Below are 25,091 nucleotides of genomic sequence, written 5' to 3'. Positions count from 1 at the left end.
GGCGCTCCGGTGTTTGTTTTACGTCTTCGGCATCTCGGCCGGAAGCGCTACGCCATTATACTTCTGATAGATCTCGTTGAGCTTGCCGTTGGCAAGGTTCTTGGCGATCCATTCGTTCAGCGTCGCCTTCAGCGCGTCGTCGCCCTTGCGCAGGCCGATGGCGTAAGGGTTGGTCTTCAGCACCAGCTTGACCTCGAGCGGGTCGCTCGTGCGGCGCTGGTTGACGGCGGCCATGATCTGTGGCGAGGACGCCATGATGTTGACCTGGCCGGAAACCAGCGCGGTGATTAGTGTCGCGTCGTCGTCATAGCGCACCATTTCGGCGCCTTGTGCCTCCGTCGTCGCGACCTTGTCGTTGGTCGAGCCGCGGGTCGTGCCAAGGCGCTGGCCGACAACATCCTGCAGGGTCTTGATGTTTGCGCTTTTCGGCGCTGCGACAACGATCTGGATGACGCCATAGGCATCGGTGAAATCGATGACCTTCTTGCGCTCCTCGTTGACACTGAAGGACGCCATGACGATGTCGGCCTTGCTGGTCAGCAGGAAGGGCACGCGGTTCGGGCTGGTGACGGGCACGATTTCCAGCGGATAGCCGAGATCGGCGGCCAGAAGCTTGGCGGTCTCGACGTCGGAGCCGGTCGGCTGCATCGCCGCATCGCTCATGCCGAATGGCGGTGAGCCGAGATCGACAGCGATCAGCAGCTTCTTCCGCGTCTTGATGGTCTCCAGCGTATCGGCCAGAGCCTGGCGCGCATTGACACCCAATATTGTTGCACCGGCCAATGCGCCGGTTATGCCTGCCAGAAAACTTCTACGTTTCATGTTCTCCATCCCATTGTCCTTCCAACAAAATCTCTTCCCGTTTCGGCCTCAGAGGCCGCTACCCACGAATTCGCGCAATTCCTTCGTTTGCGGATTGTCCAGCATCGCGCCCGGCCCGGTTTCCCAGACCTGACCCTGATGCATGTAGACGACCTTTGATGCCACCTTGCGGGCAAAGGCCATCTCATGCGTGACGAGGATCATCGTCATCCCGCCACGGGCGAGATCCTCCATGACCTTCAGCACCTCACCGGTCAGCTGTGGATCGAGCGCCGACGTCACTTCGTCGAAGAGCATCAGCTTCGGCTTCATCGCCAGGGAGCGGGCAATTGCCACGCGCTGCTGCTGGCCGCCGGAAAGCTGTTCCGGAAAATGTTCTGCCTTGGCTTCTAGGCCGACGCGGCTCAGCACTTCGCGTGCCAGATCGCGGGCGGCGGCCTTGCCAAGCTTCTTCACGCAGGTCGGAGCGAGCATGATGTTCTGCTCGGCCGTCAGGTGAGGAAAGAGGTTGTAACTCTGGAAGACGATGCCGACGTCGCGGCGCAGCGCGCTCTTGTCGAGCTTGGGGTCATGGACGGCATGGTCGCAGACCTCGATCATGCCGCTTTCGATGGTCTCGAGCGCGTTGATACAGCGCAACGCCGTCGACTTGCCCGAACCGGACTGGCCGATCACGGCGGCAACCTCGCCGCGTCCAACCTCGAACGATACGCCGTTCAAAACTTTGACGGCGCCGAAGGCCTTGTGGACGTTGGTGACTTTAACGATTGGCGACATTGAGCTTCCTCTCGAGGTTGCGGCTCCACAGAGAGAGCGGAAAGCACATGGCGAAGTAAAATACTGCCACCACGATGAAGACGGTGAAGGGTTCGAAGATCGAATTGTTGATGAGCTTGCCGGCCTGCGACAGCTCGACAAAGCCGACGACCGAGGCGAGCGAGGTGTTCTTGACGATCTGCACCAGAAAGCCGACGGTCGGCGGCGTGGCGATGCGCAGCGCTTGCGGCAGGATGACCTTGATCATGCGCTGCCAGCGCGACAGGGCCAGACACTCCGCCGCTTCCCACTGGGTCTTCGGCACGGATTCGATACAGCCCCGCCAGATCTCGCCGAGGAAGCCGGAGGAATAGATGATGAGGCCGGCTGCTGCGGCGATGATCGCCGGAACCTGATCGAAGCCGAGAATGGCGATGCCGAAATAGATGAGGAACAGCAGCACCAGCAGCGGTGTGCCCTGAACGATCTGAATGTAGGCCGCCGCCGCCGTTCGTAATGCGCCCGAGCTGCTGACGCGTGCCAGCGCGACGAGAAAGCCGAGAAAGCCACCGCCGAGGAAGGCGATCACCGAAAGGCCCGCTGTCCACATCGCCGCCCAACCCAGAAACTCCAGATGAACCAAGCCGAATGTTGTCATGGCCGCGTCCTTTACAGAGCCGTGCCGAGCTTGCGCCGGCGAACAAAGAGACCAAGGCCCAGCAGCCAGAGGGCGATGCGGACGACGAAGGACAGGAGGAGATAGAGGACACCGACGACGATGTAGGTTTCGAAGCTGCGGAACGTATCCGACTGGATGCGGTTGGCGACGGCGGTCAGTTCTTCCGCCGAAATCTGCGAGGTGATCGAGGAGGCCAGCATCAGCAGCACATACTGGCTGGTCAGCGCCGGATAGACGCGCTCGATGGCAGGGCGGATGATCACATGCCAGTAGGTCTGCTTGCGCGACAGCCCAAGACATTCCGCCGCTTCGAGCTGCGCCTTGTGGATGGATTGCAGGCCGGCGCGGACGATCTCGCAGGTATAGGCGCCGACATTGACGACCAGGGCTACGACGGCAGCCATGTTCGCCGAGACGTGGACGCCGAGGGTAGCGATACCGAAATAGACCAGAAACACCTGCACCAGCAGCGGCGTGTTGCGGATGACTTCGACATAGGTGGCAATGATGCCGCGAAGCCAGGGGCCGCCGTCGGCCCGGCCGATGGCGCAGAGCGTGCCGAGGACGAAGCCGATGACTGTGGAGATGACGGAGAGCTGAAGTGTCAGCCAGACGCCGAGCGCGAACTCCTTCCAGTAGGGCAGGAGGGAGGCAAAATCGAACTGGTAGCTCATGCTGCCCCTCCCGATGTCGGATAGCGTGACGCTATGCCGCGCAGGGTTGGGGCTGCGTGCTGTTCAGGCGTCTCTCCGACCCAGTCGAGAAAGGCGGCGATGCGGCGCTCGACCTTCTGGGCGTGATGCTGCGCGATATCGGCAATGCGGTGATTGAGGAACGGGTTAAGGAAGCGATCGAGCGTGGTCGCGACATAGGTCCGGGCTTCTTCACCCATGCCTTTCGAGGCGAAGCCGGGGACGACCTCGTTCTCATAGAGGGCTTCCAGCCGCATCCGTATGCTCGGATCAGCGAGAATTCCGCCGACCGTCTGATCACTCGCATGGCCATCGGTCTGCCAGATCTCGGCCAGATAGGTATGCCCGAGGTTGAGGATATGCAGCTTCAGGCGCTCATAGGGTTCGAGATCGTCGGTCAGCACGATCTGCTCGTGCGTGCAGGGCAGGCGGACACCCGGTGCCCGTTTGATTGCCCAGAGGGCATAGGGTTCCGCGACGGCGCCAATCGGTTCGATGGGTTCGGACACGATCCTGTCGACCAGCGTATCGGCAAAGGCGACATCGCGGCCGAGCCATTCGAAGAAATCTGCCGGCAAACCGTTTCGCCGTGCGCTTTCGACGACGACCTGTTTCAGGGCCTGACCGTTGCTCGTCACCAGTTCGCAGGGCAGCACTACCAGGGGACGCGCCGATGCCTGCCAGCGACGACAGAGAAGCTCTGCCAGTTTTGCCGGGAATGAGTGTGGAGGGCGGTCGCCTGCGGAGAAGTCATCGCCATCCGGATCGGTCCGATAGCCGGTATCGCCTGTGTTGGAGACGACGAAATCCGCTTCTTCGACAAAGAGCCGGGTGATCTCGGCCCAGTCGCTTGCCGCCGACAGGCCGCGGTCGACACTTTTAACCCGAACCGTGCGATCGATCACCTTGCCGTCCGACATGCCGCGAATGACGACGGGATAGCCTTCCGGCCGGCCGAATGCCGCGACGCGGCCGCTTCGGCTGCCTGATCCGGAGACCTGAACGACGGAGATGGGGCCGACCTTCTGGCCAGCTTCGGCCGCTTCGTGGAGGAAGAATGCCACATGCGCCTGGAGGAAGCGGCTCGTTCCGAATTGGATGATGCGGCCGCTCACGCGTCTATCTTCCCGAAGGAGGCGCGGTCCAGAGATGTGTTTGCAAGATGAATTCCAGACAAGCTTCGATCCTCCCCTCGACTGTCTTTTGCATATATAAAACAGCCTGGAATTTTCGAGTCAACTGTTTTTTATATAAATAATCCGGCTTATATGATACGGGATCGGTCGCAGCAGGGGATGGTTTGGAATGAAGGGGAATGCAGTCTACAAGGGCGCGTACAACCGTTGCCTGTCCTATCTCGGCGATGTCGAGGTGGATCAGAAGCTGCCGTCGAATTCGGAACTGGCGTCGAAACTGGCGGTCAGCCGCACGACGGTGCGCTCGGTCCTGTCATCCCTGACGGATGCTGGAATTCTTCGCCTCGACGATGCCATCCACTCTTTGCAGCGACGGCCGGAGCCCGGCGACTATTTCCCCGAAACGCAGACCATGTCCGCCGCCGCCGCTGTCGAGCGGCGGTTCATGGAATGGATTCTACAGGGGGATTTTCGCGCCGGACAGCTGCTCAACAGCGCCGAGCTTGCGCGGCAATTCGGCACCTCGACCACCACCATCCGCGAATATCTTACGCATTTTCAGCACTTTGGGCTGATCGAGCGGCGCCCCAACAGCGCCTGGGTGTTTCTCGGCGTCACCCCGAATTTTGCTGCGGAAATATATGAAGTCCGCGAGATGTTCGAGCTGCGCTCGGCCAGGCACCTGCTCAATTTGCCGGATAGCGACCCCTGCTGGAGGGAGTTGCAGGCGATCGAGGCGGAGCATCTCGAGCTGCTGGCGGACATTGATCGGCGCTATCGCGAGTTTCCGGCGCTGGACGAACGCCTGCATCGTTGCGTGCACGATGCCTCGAAAAACAGGTACATCATCGAGTTCTACAACGTCGTTTCGGCCTTCTTCCACTACACCTATCAGTGGAATATCGATGACGAGAAACAGCGCAACATCAGGGCGCTCATGCAGCATCTCGATTACATCGCGGCCCTTCGCAGCCGGGATCCGGCGGCGGTGGAAGCAAACTTGCTGGCTCATCTGGGCAGCGCCCGCGCAACGCTGCTGCGCTCCATCCAGATGGGGCCGTTCAAGGTTCAATCCTAGGGCACCTGCACGCCTGTCGCGGCGGTGTGAACGCAATAGAGGGATTTGGTGGCGGTGATGAACAGCTGGTTGCGGCGGGGGCCGCCGAAGGTGAGGTTGGAGACCGTCTGCGGTACCTTGATCTTTCCGAGCAATGTTCCGTCGGAAGCGAAGCAATGCACGCCATCGCCGGCGCTGGTCCAGACATTGCCGGCGACATCGACGCGGAAGCCGTCGGGAAGCCCTGTGTCGATGTCGCAGAATACCCGGCTGTTGGCGAGTGTCCGGCCGCCGATCACGTCGAAGACGCGGATGTGGCGCGGTGCGTTGATGTCATGGCTCGATGCTGAATCGGCGATATAGAGCTTGGTTTCGTCCGGCGAGAAGGCCAGGCCATTCGGTTGGCCGAAATCGTCGACCACGATCTCCATCTCGCCGGTTTCCGGATCGAGCCGGTAGACGTTGCGCGTCGCCTGCTCGGGCTCTGCCTTGTAGCCTTCATAATCGGACAGGATGCCATAGGTCGGATCGGTGAACCACACGGACCCGTCGGAGCGGACGATCACGTCATTGGGCGAATTCAGCCGTTTGCCCTGAAAGCTGTCGGCGAGAACGGTGATCGAGCCATCGATCTCGGTGCGGGTGACGCGACGTGCACCATGCTCGCAGGAAACAAGCCGCCCCTGGCGGTCGCGCGTATTGCCGTTGGTGAAGTTCGAGGGCGCACGAAAGGTTGAGACGCCGCCGTCCGGCACCCAGCGCAGCATGCGCTGGTTCGGAATGTCGCTCCAGATCAGGCATCCGGAATCGGCAAACCACACTGGGCCTTCCGCCCAGCGGCAACCGGAATAGAGCTCGTCCAGAGCGGCGCTCCCGACGACGAGATAGCGAAACCGGGGGTCGTGTATTTCGTAGAGAGGGGGCTCGTTCTTGGCCATTACGGTGTTTCCTGTGATGCCTACATGGATGTCGAAAAGCGTATCAGCGCCCGCCAAGCGGTCGGCCGCCGGCCACGAGGATGACGGCGATGATGATGAAGCCGGTGAGGATAAGCCGTGAACCTGCGCCGAAGCCGTAGGTGTTCAGCATCGACACGACGAGAAACATGAAGAGCGATGCCCCCCAGATACCCGGCACGTTCGAATCCCCACCCGCGACCGCCGTCCCGCCGATGATGACGACGGCAATCGACATCAGCAGATATTCCGAGCCCATGTTGAGGGCGGCGCCGCCGGAGAAGCTGGCGAGGAGATAGCCACAGATCGAGGCGAGGATGGCGCAGAGGATATAGGTCGCGAGCCGCGTGCCATCGACGGGAATGCCGGCCATGCGGGCCGCGAACATGCTCTGGCCGATGGCCGAGATCCAGCGGCCATAGATGGTCTTTTCCAACAGTATCCAGGCAAGCACGGAGAGCAGAAAGGCGACGATTGCAATGTTCGGGATGCCGGCAAGACTCGATACGGTGAAGTCGGCCAGCTGTTCCGGCGGCTTGATGCGCAGGCCGCGGTTGCTCCAGATGGCGGTGGATTGCACGATGAAGCTCATAGACAGCGTCGCGATGATCGGCGGGATGCGCAGAAGCTTGATCAGGGCATAGTTGCCGATGCCGATAGCGAGGCCGATCAAGATGGAAATTAGAAGGCCGGGCACGATCATGCCGTCCTCGACATTCATCAGCTTCAGAGCCACGGTTCCGGCGAGCGTCATCGTTGCGGGAACGGAGAGATCGATGTTGCCCGGCCCAAGCGTGATGACGAACATCTGGCCGATGCCGACGATGACGGAAAACGCCGCGAAGGTGAGCGCTGCCTGCGATAGGCCGAGAGAGCTGGCACCGCCGGTGAACAGGACGGTCAGGCTCCATACAGCGAGCGTCGCGGCAAAGGACCAGATCCAGGGTTTCCGCTGGAGTGCGCGAAGGGCGTTCATGCGCGGTTCCCCCGTTTTTCAAGACGGTTGAGGAAGAGACGCAGGGCAAGAACGACGATGAGAATGGCGCCCTGTGCGCCGATCTGCCAATCCGGCGAAATTCGGAGGAAAGACAGGAATGAGCCGGCCAGCGTCAGCGTCAGCGCGCCGATGACGGCGCCGATCGGCGAGATGCGGCCGCCGGTGAATTCGCCGCCGCCGAGGATGACGCCGGCAATCGACAGCAATGTGTAGCGCAGCGCGATGTTGGCGTCCGCCGAAGTGGTGAGGCCGACAAGAGCAATGCCCGAGAGCACGGCAAAGAGACCGGCCAGCCCATAGGCTGCAGCACGAAGAACGAGGATCGACCATCCGGCGCGCTGCACCGAGCGCTGGTTACCGCCGACGCCGCGGATCAGGACGCCGAAAGCGGAGCGCATGACGACGAAATGCGAGACAAGGGCGATGACGACACTGGCAACGATCGCCATGGGAACAAGCGGCGGTTTCGAGGTCATCAGCCAGCGCGCCCATGCGGGTGCCTCGCCGCCGGGGGCCGGCAAGAGCAGGACGGCGAGACCGCCCCAGACGAAGCTCATGCCGAGCGTTACCACGATCGACGGCAGATCCCTGACATAGATGACCACGCCGATGACGGCATAGGCGGCGATGGCTGCCGCAAGGATCAGGATGCCCAGAAACGGGGAGGATTGCAGATAGGTCGCCGCCACGCAGGCGGCGAAACTGACGAAGGTCCCCATCGACAGATCGAGGTCGTTGACGGACATGATCATCATCTGTGCAATGGTTGCGAGCGCAATCGGCACCGCCAGATTGAACAGGAGATTGAGCCCGATATAGCTCATGGCGCGCGGCTGCAGATAGAAGACCGCGACCAGCAGAACGACGAGCGAGAGCGCCGGGACGAGCAGCCGCACCGTGCTGGGCGAAATGCGGATCATGCGTCTTCTCCAGAGAATGAGGCTGCCAGCACATTTTCCTCCGTAATGGCATCGCCGACCAGTTCCGAAACGATGGCGCCGCTGCGAAACACATAGACGCGGTCGCAAAGCCGGATCTCGTCCATCTCGGTCGAGTACCAGATGAAAGTTCGCCCGCCGGCCGCTTCATGATGCAGGATGTTGTAGACTTCCTGCTTGGTGCCGATATCGACGCCGCGCATCGGATCGTCCATCAGCACCATCGACGACGTCGTCGCCAGCGCGCGGGCAAAGAGAACCTTCTGCTGGTTGCCGCCCGAGAGCGACAGGACGCCGTTTGCCATGTCGGGTGTGCGGATTTCGATCCGTTTCTTCCAGTCGTCGCCGAGCCCATCTTCGCGGGCTCTGTTGACCAGGAACTTCTCCGACAGGTCGGAAAGGGAAGCGATGCTGAGGTTCTTCAGGATGCTCCAGAGCGGAAAGGTCCCGTTCAGGCTGCGGTCGCCGGCGACGAAGGCGATGCGGCCTTGCCGTCCCGGCAGCCAATCGCTGCTGAGTGCGCGGTAGAGTTCGAGCAGCATGTCGGTCTGGCCATGCCCGCCGAGACCGGCGAGGCCGATCACTTCGCCCTTGTAAGCCTTGAAGGAAAGGCCCTTGCCGCCTCTGGCAGGCAGCGAGAGGATGGGCGATGTGTCGGCGGCTCTATTCTTGTTGCGGTCGAAATCATGGTCCTTGACGACGCTGCCCATTGCCTGGACGAGGCTGTGGGTCGAAAATTCCTTTGCCGGACGGTCGGCGACGACCTTGCCGTCCTTCATGACGACGATGCGGTCGGAGGTCGTCAGGATCTCGCCGAGGATATGCGAAATCAGCAGTACGGCACCACCCGCATCGACATATTTGCGTACATAGGCCATCAGCTGCGCAGCAAGCCCCGCATCGAGCGACGATGTTGGCTCATCGAGGATGACCAGCCTGGGCTCGTGTCCGACCGCGCAGAAGACGATGGCGATCTCGACCATCTGCCGCTCGGCGATCGAGAGTTCGCCGACGGTGTGCATGACATCGATCCCGTGGCCGCTAAAGATCTCGTCAAGCTTGGCGCTGACGATGCCGGCCGCTTGCCTGCGCCAGTTCCATCCGCTGAGGTCGCGATGCACGACCCGCATGTTTTCGACAATGGTCAGGTTTGGCGAAAGAGACAGTTCCTGAAAGACGCAACGGATGCCGTGGCCGCGCGCCGCGTTGATGCCGCGTGCGGTCTCGTCGCCATTGTAGGCAATGGTGCCCTCGTGAGGGCTGAGGCTTCCGTTGAGGACATTGACAATCGTCGATTTACCGGCGCCGTTATGGCCGACCAGTCCGATGCATTCGCCGGCATCGATGACCAGATCGGCGCCATCCAGCGCTTTGACGGCACCGAATTGCACCTTGACGCCGCGCGCTGAGACGACCGGCTTTGTCTGTGCATCCTCATTCATGGGCCTGTTGTCTTTGACTGCAGTCATGGATCGATCCGGCAAGAATTCCTCAGCGACCGGCGCCACTCGAGAATGGCACCGGTCTTGAATGGCGGCACGCCTTGGCTCACTTGGCCGTGGCGATGACCTTCTGGGCGTCTTCCAACGAATATTCGACGTTGGCCACGCCACCCTGCTGGGTATTGGCGAGATTGGTTTCGAGATTGTCCTGATCGATGCGTAGGAACGGGACGACCAGATCCTTCTTCACCTGCTTGCCGTCGAGAATCTGCTGGGCGACCCAGAAGGCGAGCGTCGAGACGCCGGGAGCAATGGAAACCGACATGGTCTCATAGCCGCTTGCGTCCTTTTCCTTCTTCCACCAGGCGAGTTCGTCTTGGCGGTTGCCCATGACGATCGTCGGCATCGGTCGCTTTGCCGCGGCAAAAGCCTGTGCCGCGCCATAGCCGTCGCCGCCCTGTGTCGCGACCGCCGCGATTTCGGGCAGGCTGGGGAGCACGCCCGCAACGGCGCGCTGGGCGACGTCCTGCGCCCAGTCGCCATGCACGGAGCCGACGATCTTGAACTGCGGGTATTTGGCAACCGCATCGTGAATACCGGCCGAAATCTCGTCATCGACGGAGACGCCGGCAAGGCCGCGGATTTCCAGGATATTGCCGCCCTTGGGCAGCTTCTTGGCCAGAAACTCGATCTCGCTTGCGCCCATGCCCTTGAAGTCGACTGCGATGCGCCAGGCGCAGGGTTCGGTGACGATGCCGTCGAAGGACACGACGGTGATGCCGGCGTCGCAGGCTTCCTTGACGGCGCCGTTGAGAGCGGTCGGAGACGCCGCGTCGATGACGATGGCGTCATAGCCCTGCAGGATCATGTTCTGGATTTGCGCCGCCTGTTCGGTCGCCTGGTTTTCCGCCGTCGTGAATGGATCGGCTGCAGCAACTACGCCGGCTTTCACGGCTTCGCCCGTCACCTTCTGCCAGCTTGTCAGCATGGCCTGACGCCAGGAATTGCCGGCGTAATTGTTGGACAGGGCAATTTTCTTGGATGATGTGTCTGCAAGTGCGGCAAACGGCGTCGCAACGGCTGCGATCACGACGGATGCCAGAAGTGTCTTGGCGATGTTCATGTTTTTCCTCCCAAAAAGACCTAAATCTCACTCCCAGGCCATGATTTTCGAACGCGCTCCTCAACGATGTTCGAAAATAGTATTTGCGCTGAAGGTTCCCCTGTCAGTAAGAATAGGATGTCCGAGATTCTTTCGGTTGTACAGGCGCTTAACGGGACGGATGTTGCGGGATTCCGCATAAAAATTGCGCCTTTCCGCAAGACGAACGATCCTGATCAGCGCTTAATGACCTTCGGATTTCGCGTTCCGCAACTGGCCTGGGGAGAGGTCGGCGCGTTGCCTGGGAGGGCCGCCTTGCACACGTTAGAGCCTCGGTCGGTGTTCGACCATTATCTCAGCATTTCCAGGCTCTTGGCCGGGCAGCTCGATTTTCATTCGGTCATCCGCTCCGTCGCCGCCGAGATCAGCCATGTCATCCCCTACGACCATTTCGATGTCTGCATCATCATGGTGGATGAGAAGTATCACATCGCCTATGAGAGCGGCCTTGAGACAGATTGGGGCAAGCGACACCCCGCTCCTGTCAGCGATAGTCCCATCCGCACGCTGCTCTGGGGCGAGGTCGACCATCTGTTGACCGACGACGCCTGCAACGATCCGAGGTTTCACTTCGAAGGCGCCTTCTCGCATCCGATCATCAGCCAAGAGCTGAGAAGCCGACTGCATGTGCCGTTGAAGGTTCAGGGGAACGTGATCGGAGCCCTAAGCTGCTCCAGTCATCAGACCGGCCTCTATGGACTACAGGATGTGGAGAATGCGCGCGCGATCGCCGATTTGCTGGCGCCGCATTTCTTTGCCATCCGCACAGCCGAGCAGGCAAAGCGATCGGCAATCGTCGAGGCAGAGGCGCGGGCCAGGGAAGAGGGGTTGCGTCTGGGTGCGCTGAAGCTGACCGAAGCCTTGGAGGCCGAACGCCAGCGCATCGGCATGGATCTGCACGATCAGACATTGGCCGACCTCACGCGTCTGTCGCGGCGGATGGAGCGGCTGGCGCATACGCCCGATGTCACCGGCGAAGCGCTTGAGCCTTTGTTTCGCGGATTGCAGCAATGCATGCACGACCTGCGCCAGATCATCGAGGAGGCCAAGCCCTCGGTTCTCCAGCTTTTCGGTTTTGCCCAGGCGGTCGAAAATCATCTGGAACGGTCGATCCAGGAGAGCGGCGCAGGTGTGGAGTGGAAATTGACCGATGAGACCAATGGCGCCATCGATTGTCTGGAGCAATCCGTCAGCATCGCCCTGTTCCGCATTGCGCAGGAGGCGATCAATAATGCCGTACGCCATGCGCAGGCGAGCCGCATTCTGGTTCGCCTGGGAGCCGCCGGCGGTGCCCTGACCATAGAGATCGACGATGACGGCGTCGGGCTGACCCATTCCCGCAAACCATCGGGAGGCGGCATCGAGAATATGAAAACCCGGGCGCGGCTGATTTCGGCGCGGTTCGCCGCGAGACCTGCGGGTCCCAGGGGCGGAACCTGCGTGAGTGTCACGTTGGCCGGCCGGCCGCTGGCGGCGGGAGGTGCGGCATGAAGGTGCTGATCATCGAGGACGATCCGCTTCACCGGTCCTATCTCAACGAAGCCGTTCGCGCCGCCCTTCCGGAATGCGAAACCGTACTGGAAGCGGAAAACGGCAATGCCGGCGAACGGCTGGCGCGCGATTTCAGATCGGCGCATGTCGTCATGGATTTGCAGATGAGCCCGCGCAACGGCATCGAGGCCGCGCGGACCATTTGGAAAGAGCGGCCCGAGACACGCATCCTGTTCTGGTCGAACTATTCCGACGAAGCCTATGTTCGCGGCGTATCGCGGATCGTGCCGCAGGGGGCGGTCTATGGCTATGTGCTGAAGTCGGCCTCGGATGATCGTCTGCGGCTGGCGTTGCGCAGCATCTTCATCGAGAGCCAATGCGTCATCGACCGCGAAGTGCGCGGCATGCAGCAGAAGAGCCTTGGAAACGCTAATGGCTTCACCGACGCCGAATATGAGATCCTGATTGATATCGCGCTTGGCATGACCGATCGGGCCATTGCGCAGCGGCGCAATCTGTCTGTGCGCAGTGTGCAGAACCGGCTGCAACAGCTCTATGAGAAGCTCGATGTCTACCAGTCCATCGGTGGCGAAGCTGATGGCGGGCGGTTCAATCTGCGTGCACGGGCCGTGGCCGTGGCTTTCCTGCGCAAATTGCTGAACCATAGCGCTCTTGAGCGCGCCGAGGCCGATCTAGCCCATTGGCTTGGCCGGCAAAGAGCCTCGATGCACCCGGACGGTGGCCGCTTTCCCCGGAATGGATGAGGATGCGCGGTTACGGAAACGCCATGGCAGGTCAGACGAGACATGCCATGGCGATTGCTGATCCGGCGAAGGTCAGAGTTCTCCCTGACGGCTGCGGGCCATGACGACCGGAAGCAACAGATCGCCCCAGTTGCCGTCGCCGCCGTGATGGCGGGCCGAGCGGACCAGTTCGACCGAGACGCCGGCCTCGACGGCCTTCATGACCGAATGGTTCAGACGGTGCAGATCGTTTGCAAGCATGCGGATCGTGTTTTGCTGATCCGGCGACAGGCTTGACGATTGTTCTTCTGCGCGTTCGCGGACGCGTGCGATGGAAGCCATGTTTTCTCCTCCTTAAGCTTCGGGGTTATTCGGCGGCTGGCCGGAACTGTTCGTGCTCGGTCGATGCCTTCATGGCGGTGGTCGACGAAAGACCGCCGCTGATGGCGAGCGACACGGCATCGAAATAGCCGGTGCCGACTTCGCGCTGATGTTTGGTGGCGGTATAGCCGTTCCTTTCAGCGGCGAACTCCGCTTCTTGCAGCTCGGAATAGGCCGCCATCTGCCGCTCCTTGTAGCCACGCGCCAGTTCGAACATGCCGAAATTGAGCTGGTGGAAGCCGGCAAGCGTGATGAATTGGAACTTGTAGCCCATGGCGCCAAGCTCGCGTTGGAACTTGGCGATCGTCGTCTCGTCCAGGTTTTTCCGCCAGTTGAAGGACGGCGAGCAATTATAGGCAAGAAGCTTATCTGGATGATGCCTGTGCACGCCTTCGGCAAAGCGCCGGGCCTGCTCCAGATCGGGCTTCGATGTCTCGCACCAGATGAGATCGCAATGGGGTGCGTAGGCGACCGCGCGGGCGATGCAGGGCTCGATGCCGTTGCGTACCTGATAGAAGCCTTCGATCGTGCGTCCCGCATCATAATCGACGAAGGGCTGGTCGCGTTCGTCGATATCAGAGGTCAGCAACTTCGCCGCTTCGGCGTCGGTGCGGGCAATGACCAGCGTCGGCACGCCCATGACGTCGGCCGCCAGCCGGGCAGCATCGAGATTGCGGATATGCGCCGCGGTCGGGATCAGCACCTTGCCGCCGAGATGGCCGCATTTCTTTTCCGAGGCGAGCTGATCCTCGAAATGAACACCTGCGACGCCAGCTTCAATATAGGCCTTCATGATCTCGAAGGCGTTGAGCGGACCGCCGAAACCAGCCTCGGCATCAGCAACGATCGGGGCAAACCAGCTGTCGACGGAAAGCCCCTTGTCTTCCGAGGTCTCGATCTGGTCGGCGCGCTGCAGCGTGCGGTTGATGCGCTTGGCAAGCTCCGGCCCGGCGTTGGCCGGATAGAGCGATTGATCCGGATACATGGCGGCAGCCGTGTTGGCGTCGGCCGCGACCTGCCAGCCGGAGAGATAGATCGCCTTCAGGCCGGCGCGGACCATCTGCATGGCCTGGTTACCGGAGAGCGCGCCGAGCGCATTGACGAAATCCTCGCTATGCAGAAGCTGCCAGAGCCGGTTCGCGCCCATCTCGGCCAGCGAATAGCGAAGCTCCACCGAGCCGCGCAGCCGCTTCACATCCTCGGCGGAATAGGGGCGCTCGATACCGTCGAAACGACCGGTCGGGATATTGCGGATCAACTTGTCAAATTCTGTCACGATTTCCTCCATACAGAATGCTCGTCGCTGAGGTGACGCATTGACAAGATCAACAAAGTGACGGCGAAATGCCAGTCAAACCTTTCAAATGACGCCTAGAAAAGGGTCATGTTGCAAATCCTTGACGAAGACGTGCAGTCACTTTGTCAATTTTTGTAAATATGACCGAGGTGGAGGGGGCCGGATGGTGGAGAGAAAGATTTTCGCAGGCCCGAAGGTTCGGCGCGTGCGCAACGGGCTCGGCATGACGCAGATCGCCATGGCGGATGCGCTGGAGATTTCTCCGTCCTATCTCAACCTGATCGAGCGCAATCAGCGCCCGCTGACCGTGCAGCTGCTGCTGAAGCTCAGCTCTGCCTTCAAGATCGATCTCGACGATCTCAGGAGCGAGGCTGGCAATGGTCTCAGCCAGTTGAAGGAGGTCTTTGCCGATCCTCTCCTCGCCGGCGAGCTGCCGGGCGATCAGGAGCTGGTCGAGCTGGCCGACATTGCGCCCAATGCGGCAAGCGGCATGGTCAAGCTCTATCGTGCCTATCGTGAGCAGGCGGCGCGCCTGTCCGACCTTATGACCTTGACGACGGAGAGTGGAGCAATGCCGCCGATCGGCGGGGCTCGCTTGCCGGCGGACGAAGTCCGAGATGTTTTCGAGAGCCATTCGGCTTATTTTCCGCGTCTGGAAGCGGCGGCGGAGAGTTTTGCCGCCAGCCTCTCGCCTGAGCATGATTTGGTCTTCGCCTTGAAGGAGTGGCTACGCGTCGAGCGCGGGATCAGCGTCCGCGTTCTGCCTGTCCACGTCATGCCCGATCTTCGTCGGCGCTTCGACAGGCACTCGATGCGCCTCTTCATATCGGAACGGCTGTCGCCCGCCGACCAGGCGCATGAAATCGCCATCGAGGTTGCAACGCTCGCCCTGCAGGATGCGATCAGTGAAGAGTTGCAGGCTCTCTCCCTGTCGACGCCGGAGGCAAAGCGCATCGCCCGCTTCGAGCTTGGCCGTCTGGCTGCGTTGGCGCTTGCCATACCCTATGCGCCTTTTCTCAAAGTGGCTCAAACTGCGAAATACGACATCGACATTCTGTGCGCACGCTTTTCGGTTTCCTTTGTGCAGGCGGCGACCCGCCTGACGATGTTGCAGCGGCCGGGCGCCTCCGGCGTGCCCTTCTTTCTGATGGAGATCGATTCAGCAGGTCATCGCCTGCGAAAGATCGGCGCGCATGGTTTTCCAAGATCGGGATTCGGCGGCGGCTGTCCGAAGCTGAACATCCATGCCGCATTCCTGCAGCCGGGCCAGGTCTTGTCCGAGACCGTCGAGATGCCGGATGGCTCGACATACCTGACCGTCGCCCGCACGCAGGAGGGGCCAAGGGCATCGTTCGGCGAGCGGGTGAGACGAACCGCGTTGCTGCTCGGTTGCGACGTCATGGCTGGTGGAAGCCTCGTCTACGGCCAGACGGGGGTGCCGGGTCAGCAACCGATCCCGGTCGGGCCGGCCTGCCGGTTGTGCGAGCGCAAGGGCTGTCTTTCCCGCGCCGAACCGCCGGTCACGCGGCCGCTCGGATTGGACGAGATGACGACGGGTCTGAGCATCTTCGATTTCTAGCCGGATAGCATCCATCGCGTGGGAACAATCGGCGGCGGAATCCGTTTCCGCTGATCGACGCGGTCAGCGGGACCTGGGGCATGATCGCGTTCACGGACAAGACCGGCGAGGGGAATAGACCATGAACGAGATTTTACTTCCGCCAGCCGTTCGTGCCTTCAAGCCTGTCATCGGCTTTTCCTGCAGATGGACAATCAAATGCGCTCCATGACCGCCTATTTGCTGCAGCTCCTTGTGTGGCTGGTCTTCATGGCAATCGTGATCCTGTGGCCCGCCGGTACTTTGGCCTTTCCCGGCGGCTGGGCTTTCATCGTTCTGTTTGCGTTTGGCAGTCTGGCGATGATCTTTTGGCTGGCAAGACACAGTCCAAGCCTGCTGCGTGAGCGAATGGGCTCGCCGCTGCAGCCCGATCAGAAGCCATGGGACCGCGTCTGGCTGATGCTCTTTATCCCGGCCTTCTGCATCTGGATGGGGTTCATGGGCTGGGATGCTGCCCGCACCGGCTTCATGGCTATCCCGCCCTGGCTTCAGACACTCGGCGGTGTGAGCATGGTGATCTACATGCTGGGTGCCTGGTGGACGTTTCGCGAAAATGCCTTTGCCGCACCGTCGGTGAAAATCCAGCCGGGCCAGAAGGTGATCGATACGGGTCCCTATGAGACAGTGCGCCATCCGATGTATGCAAGCGCGCTGCTTCTCTTCCTTGGCACCCCCTTGTTGCTGGGCTCGTGGTGGGGCCTTCTGCTTTCCCCGCTGTTCATTCTCGCAATTGCCTGGCGTGCCGTTCATGAGGAGCGTACTCTTGGTCGGGAACTGAGCGGCTATGAGGAGTATGTCGGGCGCGTGCGCTATCGGCTGGTTCCATTCATCTGGTAGACGATGGATTCCTGAAGATCTCGTCGAAGATTAATTTGCATCCGACATGGGCACGAAATCCGTCGCCAAGGCCGCATGCGGTTCGGACGTGGCCTTGAGATCATCTCCCGGAAAGCGCAACCCAAAGGGCTTTGGAGAGAGGTTTGCATCCCTCGCGCGAAAAATAGTGACGCCACCCGTTTTGCTATTCTCAATGGACAGCACGCCATCGATCGCAGGGTGTATATGTATGATCAATGCAATTTATGTTGCAGGCATAATGATTTAAAGTATATTCTCAAAAACTAATGCAATGATATCCTGGGTTTAATCATTGGGGGTAGTTATGAGTCAGCCTTCGAAATGGTGGTGGGGACTAATCCCCCTGGCGATTCTTTGGATCCTTGCCACGATCTTTACCGGGCAATCCATAAACAGTGATCTTGGCAGTCGGTCGACCTCGGCTTTGGGTACCTCTGTCCAGAATCCTGCCTTCAGCGTGTCGGGACGCGATGTCTCGGTTTCCGGTACCGTGTTCTCCCCGGCCGAAGCCTCGCAAATCGCCGGCACGGTGGATCAGGTCTGGGGCGTTCGCAAGGTTCTGATCGATGCCAAGGAGCCTGATGTCGCCAAGCCTTTCAACTGGGGCATAACCCATGAAGGCTCAGGCGTCGTCCTGACTGGCAACGTGCCGAACCCGACGACGCGCGACAAGATCGTTTCTGCCGCGAAGACCGCCTTCTCAGGTGCCGAGGTCAAGGACGAGATGCAATATGCCAGCGGAGCACCCGACGCTTACGATGGCGGTGTGCAGTTCGGGCTCGCTCAACTGGCCCGCCTTGCGAAAGGCAGCGTCTCCCTGTCCGATACGGGGCTGGCAATTTCAGGCACGGCCGCTACGAGCGACGCATACGACGCAATCACCGCGGCACTGAAGACATTGCCGCAGGGCCTGACGCTCGCAAAATCCGACATCACGGCACCGGCTCCCGTCGCAGCAGCGCCAACGCCGGCGGCAACCTCGACCACAACGGCGGCGGCAACAGCCGTAACGACGGCAGCAAGCGCCGTCGCACCTGCACTCGCGCCATCCTCATTCAGTTTCGATGCCTTGAGGGAGGCGGGAAAACTGACGCTTTCGGGCAATTATCCCGACGATGACGCACACGGCAAGATCATCGATGCGGCCAAAAACCTGTTCTCCAGCGATGAGATCAGCGATGAGCTGAAAGCCGCACCCGGCGCGCCGAATGGGTTTGCGACCGCGGCACTCGGCGGGCTCAACGCCCTGTCGCGTCTTGCCAAGGGCTCATTCTCGCTCTCTGGCACCGACGCGAAGCTCTCCGGCGAGGCGCTCTATAACGGCGCGGTGAAGAGCATTCAGGACAGCTTCGCGGCGGCGATACCCGAGGGCTTCAAGGCGACGCCCGCCGAGATTGCCGTCAGCGCGCCTGCTGCGGCTGTCGACGCTCCGAATTGCCAATCGCTGCTCAATACGATCCTCACCAAATCGAAGATCAACTTCGACACCGGCAAGGCGCGAATCTCGCCGGCATCGTCCGGTGTGCTCGACACGATCGTCGCGACGATCGGCCGGTGCCCCGGTAATGCCGTGGAGGTTTCGGGTCACACGGATTCGAGCGGAGACGAGGCGGCAAACGTCGCCCTGTCCGAACAGCGCGCCAAAGCGGTCGTCACCTATCTGACGGACGCAGGCGTGCCGGCAAGCCGGTTGACCGCAGTCGGCCTCGGCTCGTCGCGTCCGGTTGCATCGAACGATACCGATGAGGGCAAGGCGCTCAATCGCCGTATCGAATTCTCTGTCAAATAGGGGAGGCAGCAATGACCTATCTGTTTTCGACTTATTGGCCTTGGATGCTGCTAGCGCTGGTGCTCGGGGGCATTGTCGGTTTTGCGACTTTCCTGCGGTCCGGCAAAGGCTGGTGGCCGGACGCCTGGCCGGGCTGGTTCAAGCTGCTGAGCCTGCTGTTCCTCGTGGGACTAGTCGTGGCCATCTTCAAATGGCTTCCCGGGCTGCTGGGGCATTACCTGGAAACCGCATTGCTTTTCGTCGGCAGCTATATTGTCGGCTGCTTCCTCGGTAGTTGGCTGGCAAGCTTCCGCTCGCGGGAGGAGATTGAGACGAACGAGCCTGTTGCGGTTGCCGAGCCTGCGCCGGTGCGGGTCACGCCTCCAGTTCCCACACCGCCTGCGGTCGTTACTCCCATTCCGACGCCCGCCCCGGTGAGGGCAACCACCGCCGCACCGGTATCCGCCGCTCCCGCAGGCGACCATATCCATCCTGGCCAACGCCCGCCAGCCGTCGTGAAAGGGGTTGCCGCTCTGGACGATCTGAAGCTCATCGACGGTGTCGGCCCGGTCAACGAGGGGAAGCTCAACGAGCTGGGCATCTGGACCTTCAAGCAGATCGCGGCCTGGACGCCGGCCAATGCCGAATGGGTGGGCAGCTATATGGCTTTCCCAGGGCGCATCGAGCGTGAGGACTGGATCGGGCAGGCGGCACAATTGGCGAAAGGGCTCGGAACCGACGTCTCGCGCCAGGCCGATCTGGGCGATGCGTCCGCGGCGTCGGGCTTTGTTTCATCGGCGCCCGCCGCTGCTCCCGCCGCCGATGGCGACCATCCCGGTCAACGCCCGCCGGCGGCCGCAAAAGGGGCTGCCACTCCGGACAATCTGAAGCGCATCTCCGGCATCGGTCATGTCAACGAGGAAAAGCTGAACGAACTGGGCATCTGGACCTTTGCGCAGATCGCGGCCTGGACAGAGGCCAATGCCGAATGGGTCGGCAGCTATATGGCCTTTCCAGGACGCATCGAGCGCGAGGACTGGATCGGGCAGGCCGCCAAGCTGGCAAAGGGGATCGAAACCGAATTCTCGCGCCGGGTCGACCACGGCGACGTGCCCACCTCGTCGTAATGGACTTTCGACGAGCATGCAGATGGCCGCTCAGACCATGAAGAGCGGCATGATCCTCCCCACCGAATGGGTAATGCTCCGCCGCTGATCGGGCGGCGGAGCGAAGACGTATAGTGTCAGACCTCAGTTCTTGACGGTATCTTCCAGGAAGAAGCGGCCGAGCGGGTTCTGGTAGAAGTTTTCAATGTTCTTGCGCGAGACGTTGATATAGGGGCTGTAATAGAGGTCGATCCAGTTGACGTCGTCCTTCGCCATCTTTTGCAGATCGATATACATCTGCTCGCGCTTCTTCGGATCGAGCTCCAGGCGGGCCTTGGCGACCAACTCCTTCACCGCTTCGTTCTTGTAATTTGTCGAGTAGTTGTTGTTGGAATCGTGGCCGAGCACGAAGGTCGTCTTCTGGTCCGGGTCAAGAATGTCGTTGGTCCAGTAGTTGACCGAGATGTCGTAATCGCCGGCGACCGTCATATCCCATTCCTGGCTTGGATCGACCTTCTGCAGGTTGGCGGTGATGCCGGCTTTCTGCAATTGCTGCTGCACCAGCACGGCCGTCTGCTCGTCGACTTCGTCGCCGGCGCGCAGAAGATAGGTCAGCGTCAGGTTGGAAACGCCGGCGTCCGCCAGCATCTTCTTGGCCTTTTCCGGATCGTAGGGGCGCTGCAGGTTGTCGGCATAGTGATAAAGCGCGCCCTTCGGAATGTAGGAATTGGCGACCGTGCCTTGGCCGAAGGTAACGGCATCGACGATCGCCTTCTTGTCGATGGCCAGATCAAGGGCCTGGCGGACTTCCTTCTTGCCGAGTTCGCCATGCGCGTGGTTGATCAGGAGATGGTCTTCGCGCGTCGAGGCATCGATGTCGACATTGAGGTTCGGGTCCTTCTTCAGCTCCGCCACGCGGGAAAAGGGAACGAAGATCGCCGTATCGAGCTGGCCTGCCTGGACGTTCAGCATGCGGGTGTTGTCATCCGGCACGGAGATCCATTCGACGCCGTCGAGCTTCACCCGGTCAGCCTGCCAGAAGTAAGGGTTCTTCTTGAGGATGATGCGGTCGCCGCGCCGCCATTCCTCGACGGAAAAAGCACCGGATCCGATCGGCTTTTCGGCGTAAGCGTCGGGGCCGAGCGTCTCCATGCCCTTCTTGGAAATGACGGAGGCGTTCGGCAGAGCCAGCGTCGACAGGAAGGGTGCGGAGGGATGCTTGAGCTTGATCGTCAGCGTGTGCGGGTCGGTCGCGACCGCCGTGTCGATCACCTTGTAGGAATCGCTCCAGAGCGAGGCCGCGTCGTCGCGGATGCGCAGCAGGCTGAAGGCGGCATCCTCGGCGGTCAGCGGCGACCCGTCGGAGAATTTCGCGTCGCGGATCTTGAAGGCATAGGTGAGGCCGTCCTCGGATGTGGTCCAGCTTTCGGCAAGGCCGGGTTCCAGCTTGGTGCCGGTCTTGTCGACGCGGATCAGCACGTCATAGACGTTCGAGAATACCCAGTTGTCGATGTTCTGCGCCGTCTTGATCGGATCGAACGTGGTCGAATCCTCGCGGCGGCCGATGGTCAGCACGCCGGCTGCCTCGGCATAGGTTGCGGTGAGCGTAAGGCCGGCGACGATAGCCGCAAGCCCGATTGATTTCCATCTGCTGGTCATAAGATCGTTCCCTTGGTTGTTATGGCATGCGTTTGAAAGGCAGGATTTCGGCAACGCTGCTTTCGCCGCGAAGATCGGTGCCGGCAAAGAGCTGCTTGTCCGGATCGATGTCCGGAATGGCGGCGATGAGCGAGGCCGTATAGGGGTGTTTCGGGCGCGCGAAGACCTCCTCGGACGGGCCTTCCTCGACGATCTCACCGCGATACATCACGACGGTGCGTTGGCAGAGATTGCGGACGATGGCGAGGTCGTGGGCGATGAAGAGCAGGGTCAGGTTCATCTTCCGCGTCAATTCGCGAAAAAGCTCGATGATCTGCGCCTGGATGGTGACGTCGAGCGCGGCGACGCATTCGTCGGCGATGATAAGCTGCGGGTCGACGGCAAGCGCCCGGGCGATACCGGCGCGCTGGCACTGGCCACCGCTCATGCTGCGCGGCTTGCGCTTGGCGAATTCGCGCTCCAGCCCGACGAGATCGAGCAACTCGCCGACGCGGGCGGGGATGTCGGCGGATGCCACCTTGCCCCGCACCTTGAGCACTTCGGTGAGCATCTGACCGATCGTCAGGCGCGGATTGAGCGCATTATAGGGGTCCTGGAACACCATCGCCGCCTCACGCCTGAGCTTGGCGAGGCCCGCCGTTCTCTGCTGCGCCAGGTCGATACCATCGAAGGTGATATGGCCGGAGGAGAGCGGTGTCAGGCCAAGGATGGCGCGGGCAAGCGTGCTCTTGCCGCTGCCGGATTCGCCGACAATCCCGACCGTCTCGCCGGGCATCAGTCGCAGGCTGACGCCCGAGACGGCGTTGACCGTTTTGGCGCCGCTGCCCTTGAAGAGGCCGCCGCCGACATTGAAGCGGACGTGCAGGTCGTCGATTTCGAGGAGCGGCTTGAGGGGCGCATCGTCTTTCGCCGTTTCCGCGACAGGAACAGTCTCATCGGGCATCGACGGATGGCTCTTGATCAGGTCGATCGTGTAGGGATGCCGCGGCTGCGACAGGAGCGTCCGTTTCGGACCGTCCTCCAAGAGTTTGCCGCCGCGCATCACGGCGATGCGGTCGCAGGTCTGGGCGACGATGCCGAGATCATGAGTGATGAGGATGATGGAGAGACCGCGCTTGTCGCGGATGTCCATCAGGAGCTTGAGGATCTGCGCCTGAATGGTGACGTCGAGCGCGGTCGTCGGCTCGTCGGCGATCAGGATCTTCGGATTGCAGGACAGGGCGACGCCGATCATCGCCCGCTGGCGCATGCCGCCGGAGAATTCGTGCGGATAGCTCTCATATTGGCTGATAGGATCGGGAAAACCGACCTGGCCGAGGATTTCGATGGCAGCAGCGCGCGCTTCGCGGGCGTTGAGACCCTGATGATAGCGGATGCCCTCGGCGATCTGGTTGCCGATCCGCATGACCGGATCGAGATGGCTGGTCGGGTTTTGGAAGATCATGCCGATCTCGCCGCCGCGCACCTTCAGCATCTCGGCGTCGCTGATCCTCGTCAGATCGCGACCCTCAAGCAGAACACTGCCGCTCTCGATCTTCAACAGCGAGGAGGGAAGGAGGCGGATCAGCGAGCGGCAGAGCAGGCTCTTGCCGGAGCCGCTTTCGCCGACAAGGCCGAGGATTTCTCCCTTGGCGAGATCGAGCGATACGGCATCGAGCAGTATGCGCTCGCCGCTGTCGAGATGCGCCTTGACGGTGAGATCGCGGACGGAAAGGACGGAGGCGCTCATTCGTGTACCCCCAGCAATTCGCCGAGCGCATCGCCCAGCATGCTGAAACCGAAGGCGAGGCAGACGATGGAGAGGCCGGGAAACAGCGTGATCCACCAGGCCGTGGTGATAAAGCTCTGGCCTTCGGCGACCATCACACCCCATTCGGCCAGCGGCGGCTGTACCCCAAGGCCGAGATAGCTGACGGCGGCGCCGCTCAGCAGAACGAGCACGGCATCCGACATCGAAAAGACGATCGAGCCGGCGATGGCATTCGGCAGCAGATGGCGGAACATGATGCGGAAGCGGCTGAAGCCGAGGCTGACGGCGGCAACCGCATAGTCGCTGTTCTTCAGCACCAGCATCTGCGCGCGGATGAGGCGGGCATAGGAGACCCAGCCAACCAGCGCCATGGCGATATAGAAGCTGCTCAGCCCCGGTCCGAGAATGGCGATGATCGACAGCATCAGCACTAGAAAGGGAAAGGCGAGGATGATGTCGACAATCCGCATGAAGACTGCATCGATCACGCCACCGAAGAAGCCGGCGATGGTGCCGATGGTCGTGCCGATCAGGAAGGGAAAGACAACGCCGATCACGGCAATCTGCAGGTCGATACGGGTGCCCCAGAGGACGCGCGAGAGGATATCGCGGCCGAAATTATCGGTGCCGAAGGGATGAAGCAAAGACGGCGCCTGTAGGCGGACATCGGCATTCTGCAGGATCGGATCGTAGGGTGCGATCAGCGGAGCGCCGAGCGCCGCCAACAGAAAGAACAGGAGAATGCCGCCGCCGATGACGAGAGTGAGCCGCTTGCCGAGAAGATGGCGCCAGGCGATGGAAACAGGAGCGGTTGCCTGGAGGCTCATATGGTCACCCGTGGGTCTGCGGCGACGGTGACGATGTCGGCCAGGAAATTGACGAGCACAGTGGCGCAGGCAAAGACCATGGCGACGCCCTGAACCACCATGTAATCGCGCGAGAAGATGGCGCGCACCAGAAGCTGGCCCATGCCAGGCAGCGCAAAGACGCTTTCGACAACGACAGTGCCGCCGATCAGCCAGCCGATATTGACCGCCAGCAGGTTGATGGTCGGCACCAGCGAATTCGGCACCACATGCCGCCAGAAAACGATGCTCTCCGGCATGCCACGCGCCCGCGCCGCCGTCGCCACGTCCGATTTCAGGGATTCGATCATCGCGGCGCGCAGGCTGCGGGTCAGCACTGTCGACAGCGACAGCGCGATGGTCAGACTCGGCAGGATGAGATGCAAGAGCTTGTCACCAAGCGTCTCGCCGTAGCCGGAGACCGGAAGCATGCCGAGATCGACGCTGAAGAGAATGATGAGCATCAAGCCGAGCCAGAAAGGCGGAAAGCCGATGCCGAAGGTGGAGACGATCCGCACGATATGGTCGGCGGCGCGGCCACTGTTGCGGGCGGCAATCGCCGCCATCGGCACGGCGATGAGGATCGACAGGATGACGCTGGCAACGACCAGCGCCACCGTCGGCTCGATGCGGGTGGAAATCAGCTTCAGCACATCGATCTTGTAGAGGATGGACTTGCCCATCTCGCCATTGGCGAGGTTCTTCAGGAAGTAGAAGTATTGCAGCCAGATCGGCTGATCGAGGCCATATTGGGCGCGGATATTGGCCAGCGCCGTCGGCGTCGCGCGCGTGCCAAGAATATTGCGGGCGGGATCGCCGGGAATGAGGCGCACCAGGATGAAGGTAATGACGCTGATGCCGAAAATGACGGGCAGGAATTGCAGCGGGCGGCTGAGAACGAACCTATAGCGATGCATGGTGACGCTCGCTCCCTTGCC

General features: G+C 61.2%; 23 protein-coding genes. 7 read left to right on the top strand and 16 right to left on the bottom strand.

What is annotated here, in order from left to right; genetic code table 11:
* Positions 1-18 precede the first annotated feature (18 nt).
* Genes RRH01S_RS30665 through RRH01S_RS30645 form a run of 5 tightly spaced genes read right to left on the bottom strand, consistent with a single transcriptional unit; the run spans position 19 to position 4,064 of the window.
* A complete protein-coding gene (locus RRH01S_RS30665) occupies positions 19-822 on the bottom strand; it encodes a transporter substrate-binding domain-containing protein (RefSeq protein WP_234711788.1) in 804 nt (267 codons plus the stop codon).
* A 48-nt stretch (positions 823-870) separates the two neighbouring features.
* Positions 871-1,599: an amino acid ABC transporter ATP-binding protein gene (locus RRH01S_RS30660; protein ID WP_042476919.1), complete on the bottom strand. Its 729-nt coding sequence runs from the start codon at positions 1,597-1,599 to the stop codon at positions 871-873.
* A complete protein-coding gene (locus RRH01S_RS30655; protein ID WP_007697420.1) occupies positions 1,583-2,236 on the bottom strand; it encodes an amino acid ABC transporter permease in 654 nt (217 codons plus the stop codon). The genes RRH01S_RS30660 and RRH01S_RS30655 overlap by 17 nt, the downstream gene beginning before the upstream one ends.
* A gap of 11 nt (positions 2,237-2,247) precedes the next feature.
* Positions 2,248-2,931, bottom strand: a complete 684-nt coding sequence (locus tag RRH01S_RS30650; protein WP_007697423.1) for an amino acid ABC transporter permease — start codon at positions 2,929-2,931, stop codon at positions 2,248-2,250.
* Positions 2,928-4,064, bottom strand: coding sequence for a mannitol dehydrogenase family protein (locus tag RRH01S_RS30645; RefSeq protein WP_042476918.1), 1,137 nt, complete (start codon positions 4,062-4,064; stop codon positions 2,928-2,930). Before RRH01S_RS30645 ends, RRH01S_RS30650 begins: the two co-directional genes overlap by 4 nt.
* A 190-nt stretch (positions 4,065-4,254) precedes the next feature.
* Between RRH01S_RS30645 and RRH01S_RS30640 the strand changes: the two genes are divergently transcribed.
* Positions 4,255-5,163 (top strand): GntR family transcriptional regulator, encoded by a 909-nt coding sequence (locus tag RRH01S_RS30640; RefSeq protein ID WP_042476917.1) that lies wholly within the window; start codon positions 4,255-4,257, stop codon positions 5,161-5,163.
* Here the strand turns inward: RRH01S_RS30640 and RRH01S_RS30635 are convergent.
* The 5 genes from RRH01S_RS30635 to RRH01S_RS30615 all read right to left on the bottom strand — a co-directional run bounded on the left by RRH01S_RS30635 (position 5,160) and on the right by RRH01S_RS30615 (position 10,598).
* Positions 5,160-6,080 carry an SMP-30/gluconolactonase/LRE family protein gene (locus tag RRH01S_RS30635; RefSeq protein WP_042476916.1) on the bottom strand — a complete coding sequence of 307 codons (921 nt, stop codon included), beginning with the start codon at positions 6,078-6,080 and terminating at the stop codon, positions 5,160-5,162. The two genes, RRH01S_RS30640 and RRH01S_RS30635, sit on opposite strands and share 4 nt — an antisense overlap.
* A gap of 43 nt (positions 6,081-6,123) precedes the next feature.
* Complete coding sequence (locus tag RRH01S_RS30630; protein WP_042476915.1) at positions 6,124-7,074, bottom strand: ABC transporter permease; 951 nt, start codon at positions 7,072-7,074, stop codon at positions 6,124-6,126.
* A complete protein-coding gene (locus tag RRH01S_RS30625) occupies positions 7,071-8,015 on the bottom strand; it encodes an ABC transporter permease (protein WP_037222934.1) in 945 nt (314 codons plus the stop codon). The genes RRH01S_RS30630 and RRH01S_RS30625 overlap by 4 nt, the downstream gene beginning before the upstream one ends.
* A complete protein-coding gene (locus RRH01S_RS30620; protein WP_042476994.1) occupies positions 8,012-9,475 on the bottom strand; it encodes a sugar ABC transporter ATP-binding protein in 1,464 nt (487 codons plus the stop codon). The genes RRH01S_RS30625 and RRH01S_RS30620 overlap by 4 nt, the downstream gene beginning before the upstream one ends.
* Before the next feature lie 106 nt (positions 9,476-9,581).
* Entirely contained in the window at positions 9,582-10,598 is a 1,017-nt protein-coding gene (locus RRH01S_RS30615) for an ABC transporter substrate-binding protein (RefSeq protein ID WP_042476914.1), read from the bottom strand.
* Positions 10,599-10,892: 294 nt separating this feature from the next.
* Here RRH01S_RS30615 and RRH01S_RS30610 point away from each other — a divergent pair, with 294 nt between their 5' ends.
* Together RRH01S_RS30610 and RRH01S_RS30605 are read left to right on the top strand one after the other, a co-directional pair.
* Positions 10,893-12,128, top strand: coding sequence for a GAF domain-containing sensor histidine kinase (locus RRH01S_RS30610; RefSeq protein WP_042476991.1), 1,236 nt, complete (start codon positions 10,893-10,895; stop codon positions 12,126-12,128).
* A complete protein-coding gene (locus RRH01S_RS30605; RefSeq protein WP_007697453.1) occupies positions 12,125-12,892 on the top strand; it encodes a response regulator transcription factor in 768 nt (255 codons plus the stop codon). The genes RRH01S_RS30610 and RRH01S_RS30605 overlap by 4 nt, the downstream gene beginning before the upstream one ends.
* Positions 12,893-12,964: 72 nt before the next feature.
* On the opposite strand, the gene RRH01S_RS30600 is transcribed toward RRH01S_RS30605, so the two are convergent.
* Together RRH01S_RS30600 and aceA are read right to left on the bottom strand one after the other, a co-directional pair.
* The gene (locus RRH01S_RS30600) at positions 12,965-13,213 is read right to left on the bottom strand and encodes an SMc00767 family acetate metabolism repressor (protein ID WP_007697455.1); all 249 of its coding nucleotides are present in this window, start codon (positions 13,211-13,213) and stop codon (positions 12,965-12,967) included.
* A gap of 25 nt (positions 13,214-13,238) precedes the next feature.
* Positions 13,239-14,540 (bottom strand): isocitrate lyase, encoded by a 1,302-nt coding sequence (gene aceA / locus RRH01S_RS30595; RefSeq protein ID WP_161990909.1) that lies wholly within the window; start codon positions 14,538-14,540, stop codon positions 13,239-13,241.
* A 172-nt stretch (positions 14,541-14,712) separates the two neighbouring features.
* Between aceA and RRH01S_RS30590 the strand changes: the two genes are divergently transcribed.
* The 4 genes from RRH01S_RS30590 to RRH01S_RS30575 all read left to right on the top strand — a co-directional run bounded on the left by RRH01S_RS30590 (position 14,713) and on the right by RRH01S_RS30575 (position 19,920).
* Complete coding sequence (locus RRH01S_RS30590; protein WP_042476913.1) at positions 14,713-16,128, top strand: helix-turn-helix domain-containing protein; 1,416 nt, start codon at positions 14,713-14,715, stop codon at positions 16,126-16,128.
* 198 nt (positions 16,129-16,326) lie between these two features.
* Positions 16,327-17,004, top strand: a complete 678-nt coding sequence (locus tag RRH01S_RS30585) for a methyltransferase family protein (RefSeq protein ID WP_052365374.1) — start codon at positions 16,327-16,329, stop codon at positions 17,002-17,004.
* Positions 17,005-17,329: 325 nt separating this feature from the next.
* Positions 17,330-18,814, top strand: a complete 1,485-nt coding sequence (locus RRH01S_RS30580) for an OmpA family protein (protein WP_042476911.1) — start codon at positions 17,330-17,332, stop codon at positions 18,812-18,814.
* An 11-nt stretch (positions 18,815-18,825) separates the two neighbouring features.
* Complete coding sequence (locus RRH01S_RS30575; RefSeq protein ID WP_042476910.1) at positions 18,826-19,920, top strand: helix-hairpin-helix domain-containing protein; 1,095 nt, start codon at positions 18,826-18,828, stop codon at positions 19,918-19,920.
* Positions 19,921-20,043: 123 nt separating this feature from the next.
* On the opposite strand, the gene RRH01S_RS30570 is transcribed toward RRH01S_RS30575, so the two are convergent.
* The 4 genes from RRH01S_RS30570 to RRH01S_RS30555 are packed head-to-tail and all read right to left on the bottom strand — an operon-like array spanning position 20,044 to position 25,070.
* The gene (locus RRH01S_RS30570) at positions 20,044-21,558 is read right to left on the bottom strand and encodes an ABC transporter substrate-binding protein (RefSeq protein WP_042476907.1); all 1,515 of its coding nucleotides are present in this window, start codon (positions 21,556-21,558) and stop codon (positions 20,044-20,046) included.
* A 19-nt stretch (positions 21,559-21,577) separates the two neighbouring features.
* The gene (locus tag RRH01S_RS30565) at positions 21,578-23,287 is read right to left on the bottom strand and encodes a dipeptide ABC transporter ATP-binding protein (protein ID WP_042476905.1); all 1,710 of its coding nucleotides are present in this window, start codon (positions 23,285-23,287) and stop codon (positions 21,578-21,580) included.
* Positions 23,284-24,135, bottom strand: a complete 852-nt coding sequence (locus RRH01S_RS30560; protein ID WP_007697478.1) for an ABC transporter permease — start codon at positions 24,133-24,135, stop codon at positions 23,284-23,286. The genes RRH01S_RS30565 and RRH01S_RS30560 overlap by 4 nt, the downstream gene beginning before the upstream one ends.
* Positions 24,132-25,070, bottom strand: coding sequence for an ABC transporter permease (locus tag RRH01S_RS30555; RefSeq protein ID WP_037222945.1), 939 nt, complete (start codon positions 25,068-25,070; stop codon positions 24,132-24,134). Before RRH01S_RS30555 ends, RRH01S_RS30560 begins: the two co-directional genes overlap by 4 nt.
* Positions 25,071-25,091 lie beyond the last annotated feature (21 nt).

It is taken from the genome of Rhizobium rhizogenes NBRC 13257 (assembly GCF_000696095.1).
In the GTDB taxonomy this organism is placed as follows: domain Bacteria; phylum Pseudomonadota; class Alphaproteobacteria; order Rhizobiales; family Rhizobiaceae; genus Rhizobium; species Rhizobium rhizogenes.
Note: the sequence above shows the minus strand (reverse complement) of the source record. Positions and strands in the feature narration are given on the sequence as shown.

Bases quoted from the DNA above. Each gene is read 5' to 3' on its own strand.
- RRH01S_RS30625 (WP_037222934.1), bottom strand. From the start codon at position 8,015: ATGATCCGCATTTCGCCCAGCACGGTGCGGCTGCTCGTCCCGGCGCTC.
- RRH01S_RS30605 (WP_007697453.1), top strand. From the start codon at position 12,125: ATGAAGGTGCTGATCATCGAGGACGATCCGCTTCACCGGTCCTATCTC.
- RRH01S_RS30570 (WP_042476907.1), bottom strand. From the start codon at position 21,558: ATGACCAGCAGATGGAAATCAATCGGGCTTGCGGCTATCGTCGCCGGC.
- RRH01S_RS30590 (WP_042476913.1), top strand. From the start codon at position 14,713: ATGGTGGAGAGAAAGATTTTCGCAGGCCCGAAGGTTCGGCGCGTGCGC.
- RRH01S_RS30580 (WP_042476911.1), top strand. From the start codon at position 17,330: ATGAGTCAGCCTTCGAAATGGTGGTGGGGACTAATCCCCCTGGCGATT.
- RRH01S_RS30635 (WP_042476916.1), bottom strand. From the start codon at position 6,080: ATGGCCAAGAACGAGCCCCCTCTCTACGAAATACACGACCCCCGGTTT.
- RRH01S_RS30630 (WP_042476915.1), bottom strand. From the start codon at position 7,074: ATGAACGCCCTTCGCGCACTCCAGCGGAAACCCTGGATCTGGTCCTTT.
- RRH01S_RS30615 (WP_042476914.1), bottom strand. From the start codon at position 10,598: ATGAACATCGCCAAGACACTTCTGGCATCCGTCGTGATCGCAGCCGTT.
- RRH01S_RS30640 (WP_042476917.1), top strand. From the start codon at position 4,255: ATGAAGGGGAATGCAGTCTACAAGGGCGCGTACAACCGTTGCCTGTCC.
- RRH01S_RS30660 (WP_042476919.1), bottom strand. From the start codon at position 1,599: ATGTCGCCAATCGTTAAAGTCACCAACGTCCACAAGGCCTTCGGCGCC.
- RRH01S_RS30555 (WP_037222945.1), bottom strand. From the start codon at position 25,070: ATGCATCGCTATAGGTTCGTTCTCAGCCGCCCGCTGCAATTCCTGCCC.
- RRH01S_RS30665 (WP_234711788.1), bottom strand. From the start codon at position 822: ATGAAACGTAGAAGTTTTCTGGCAGGCATAACCGGCGCATTGGCCGGT.
- RRH01S_RS30600 (WP_007697455.1), bottom strand. From the start codon at position 13,213: ATGGCTTCCATCGCACGCGTCCGCGAACGCGCAGAAGAACAATCGTCA.
- aceA (WP_161990909.1), bottom strand. From the start codon at position 14,540: ATGGAGGAAATCGTGACAGAATTTGACAAGTTGATCCGCAATATCCCG.
- RRH01S_RS30575 (WP_042476910.1), top strand. From the start codon at position 18,826: ATGACCTATCTGTTTTCGACTTATTGGCCTTGGATGCTGCTAGCGCTG.
- RRH01S_RS30565 (WP_042476905.1), bottom strand. From the start codon at position 23,287: ATGAGCGCCTCCGTCCTTTCCGTCCGCGATCTCACCGTCAAGGCGCAT.
- RRH01S_RS30585 (WP_052365374.1), top strand. From the start codon at position 16,327: ATGCGCTCCATGACCGCCTATTTGCTGCAGCTCCTTGTGTGGCTGGTC.
- RRH01S_RS30620 (WP_042476994.1), bottom strand. From the start codon at position 9,475: ATGAATGAGGATGCACAGACAAAGCCGGTCGTCTCAGCGCGCGGCGTC.
- RRH01S_RS30655 (WP_007697420.1), bottom strand. From the start codon at position 2,236: ATGACAACATTCGGCTTGGTTCATCTGGAGTTTCTGGGTTGGGCGGCG.
- RRH01S_RS30650 (WP_007697423.1), bottom strand. From the start codon at position 2,931: ATGAGCTACCAGTTCGATTTTGCCTCCCTCCTGCCCTACTGGAAGGAG.
- RRH01S_RS30560 (WP_007697478.1), bottom strand. From the start codon at position 24,135: ATGAGCCTCCAGGCAACCGCTCCTGTTTCCATCGCCTGGCGCCATCTT.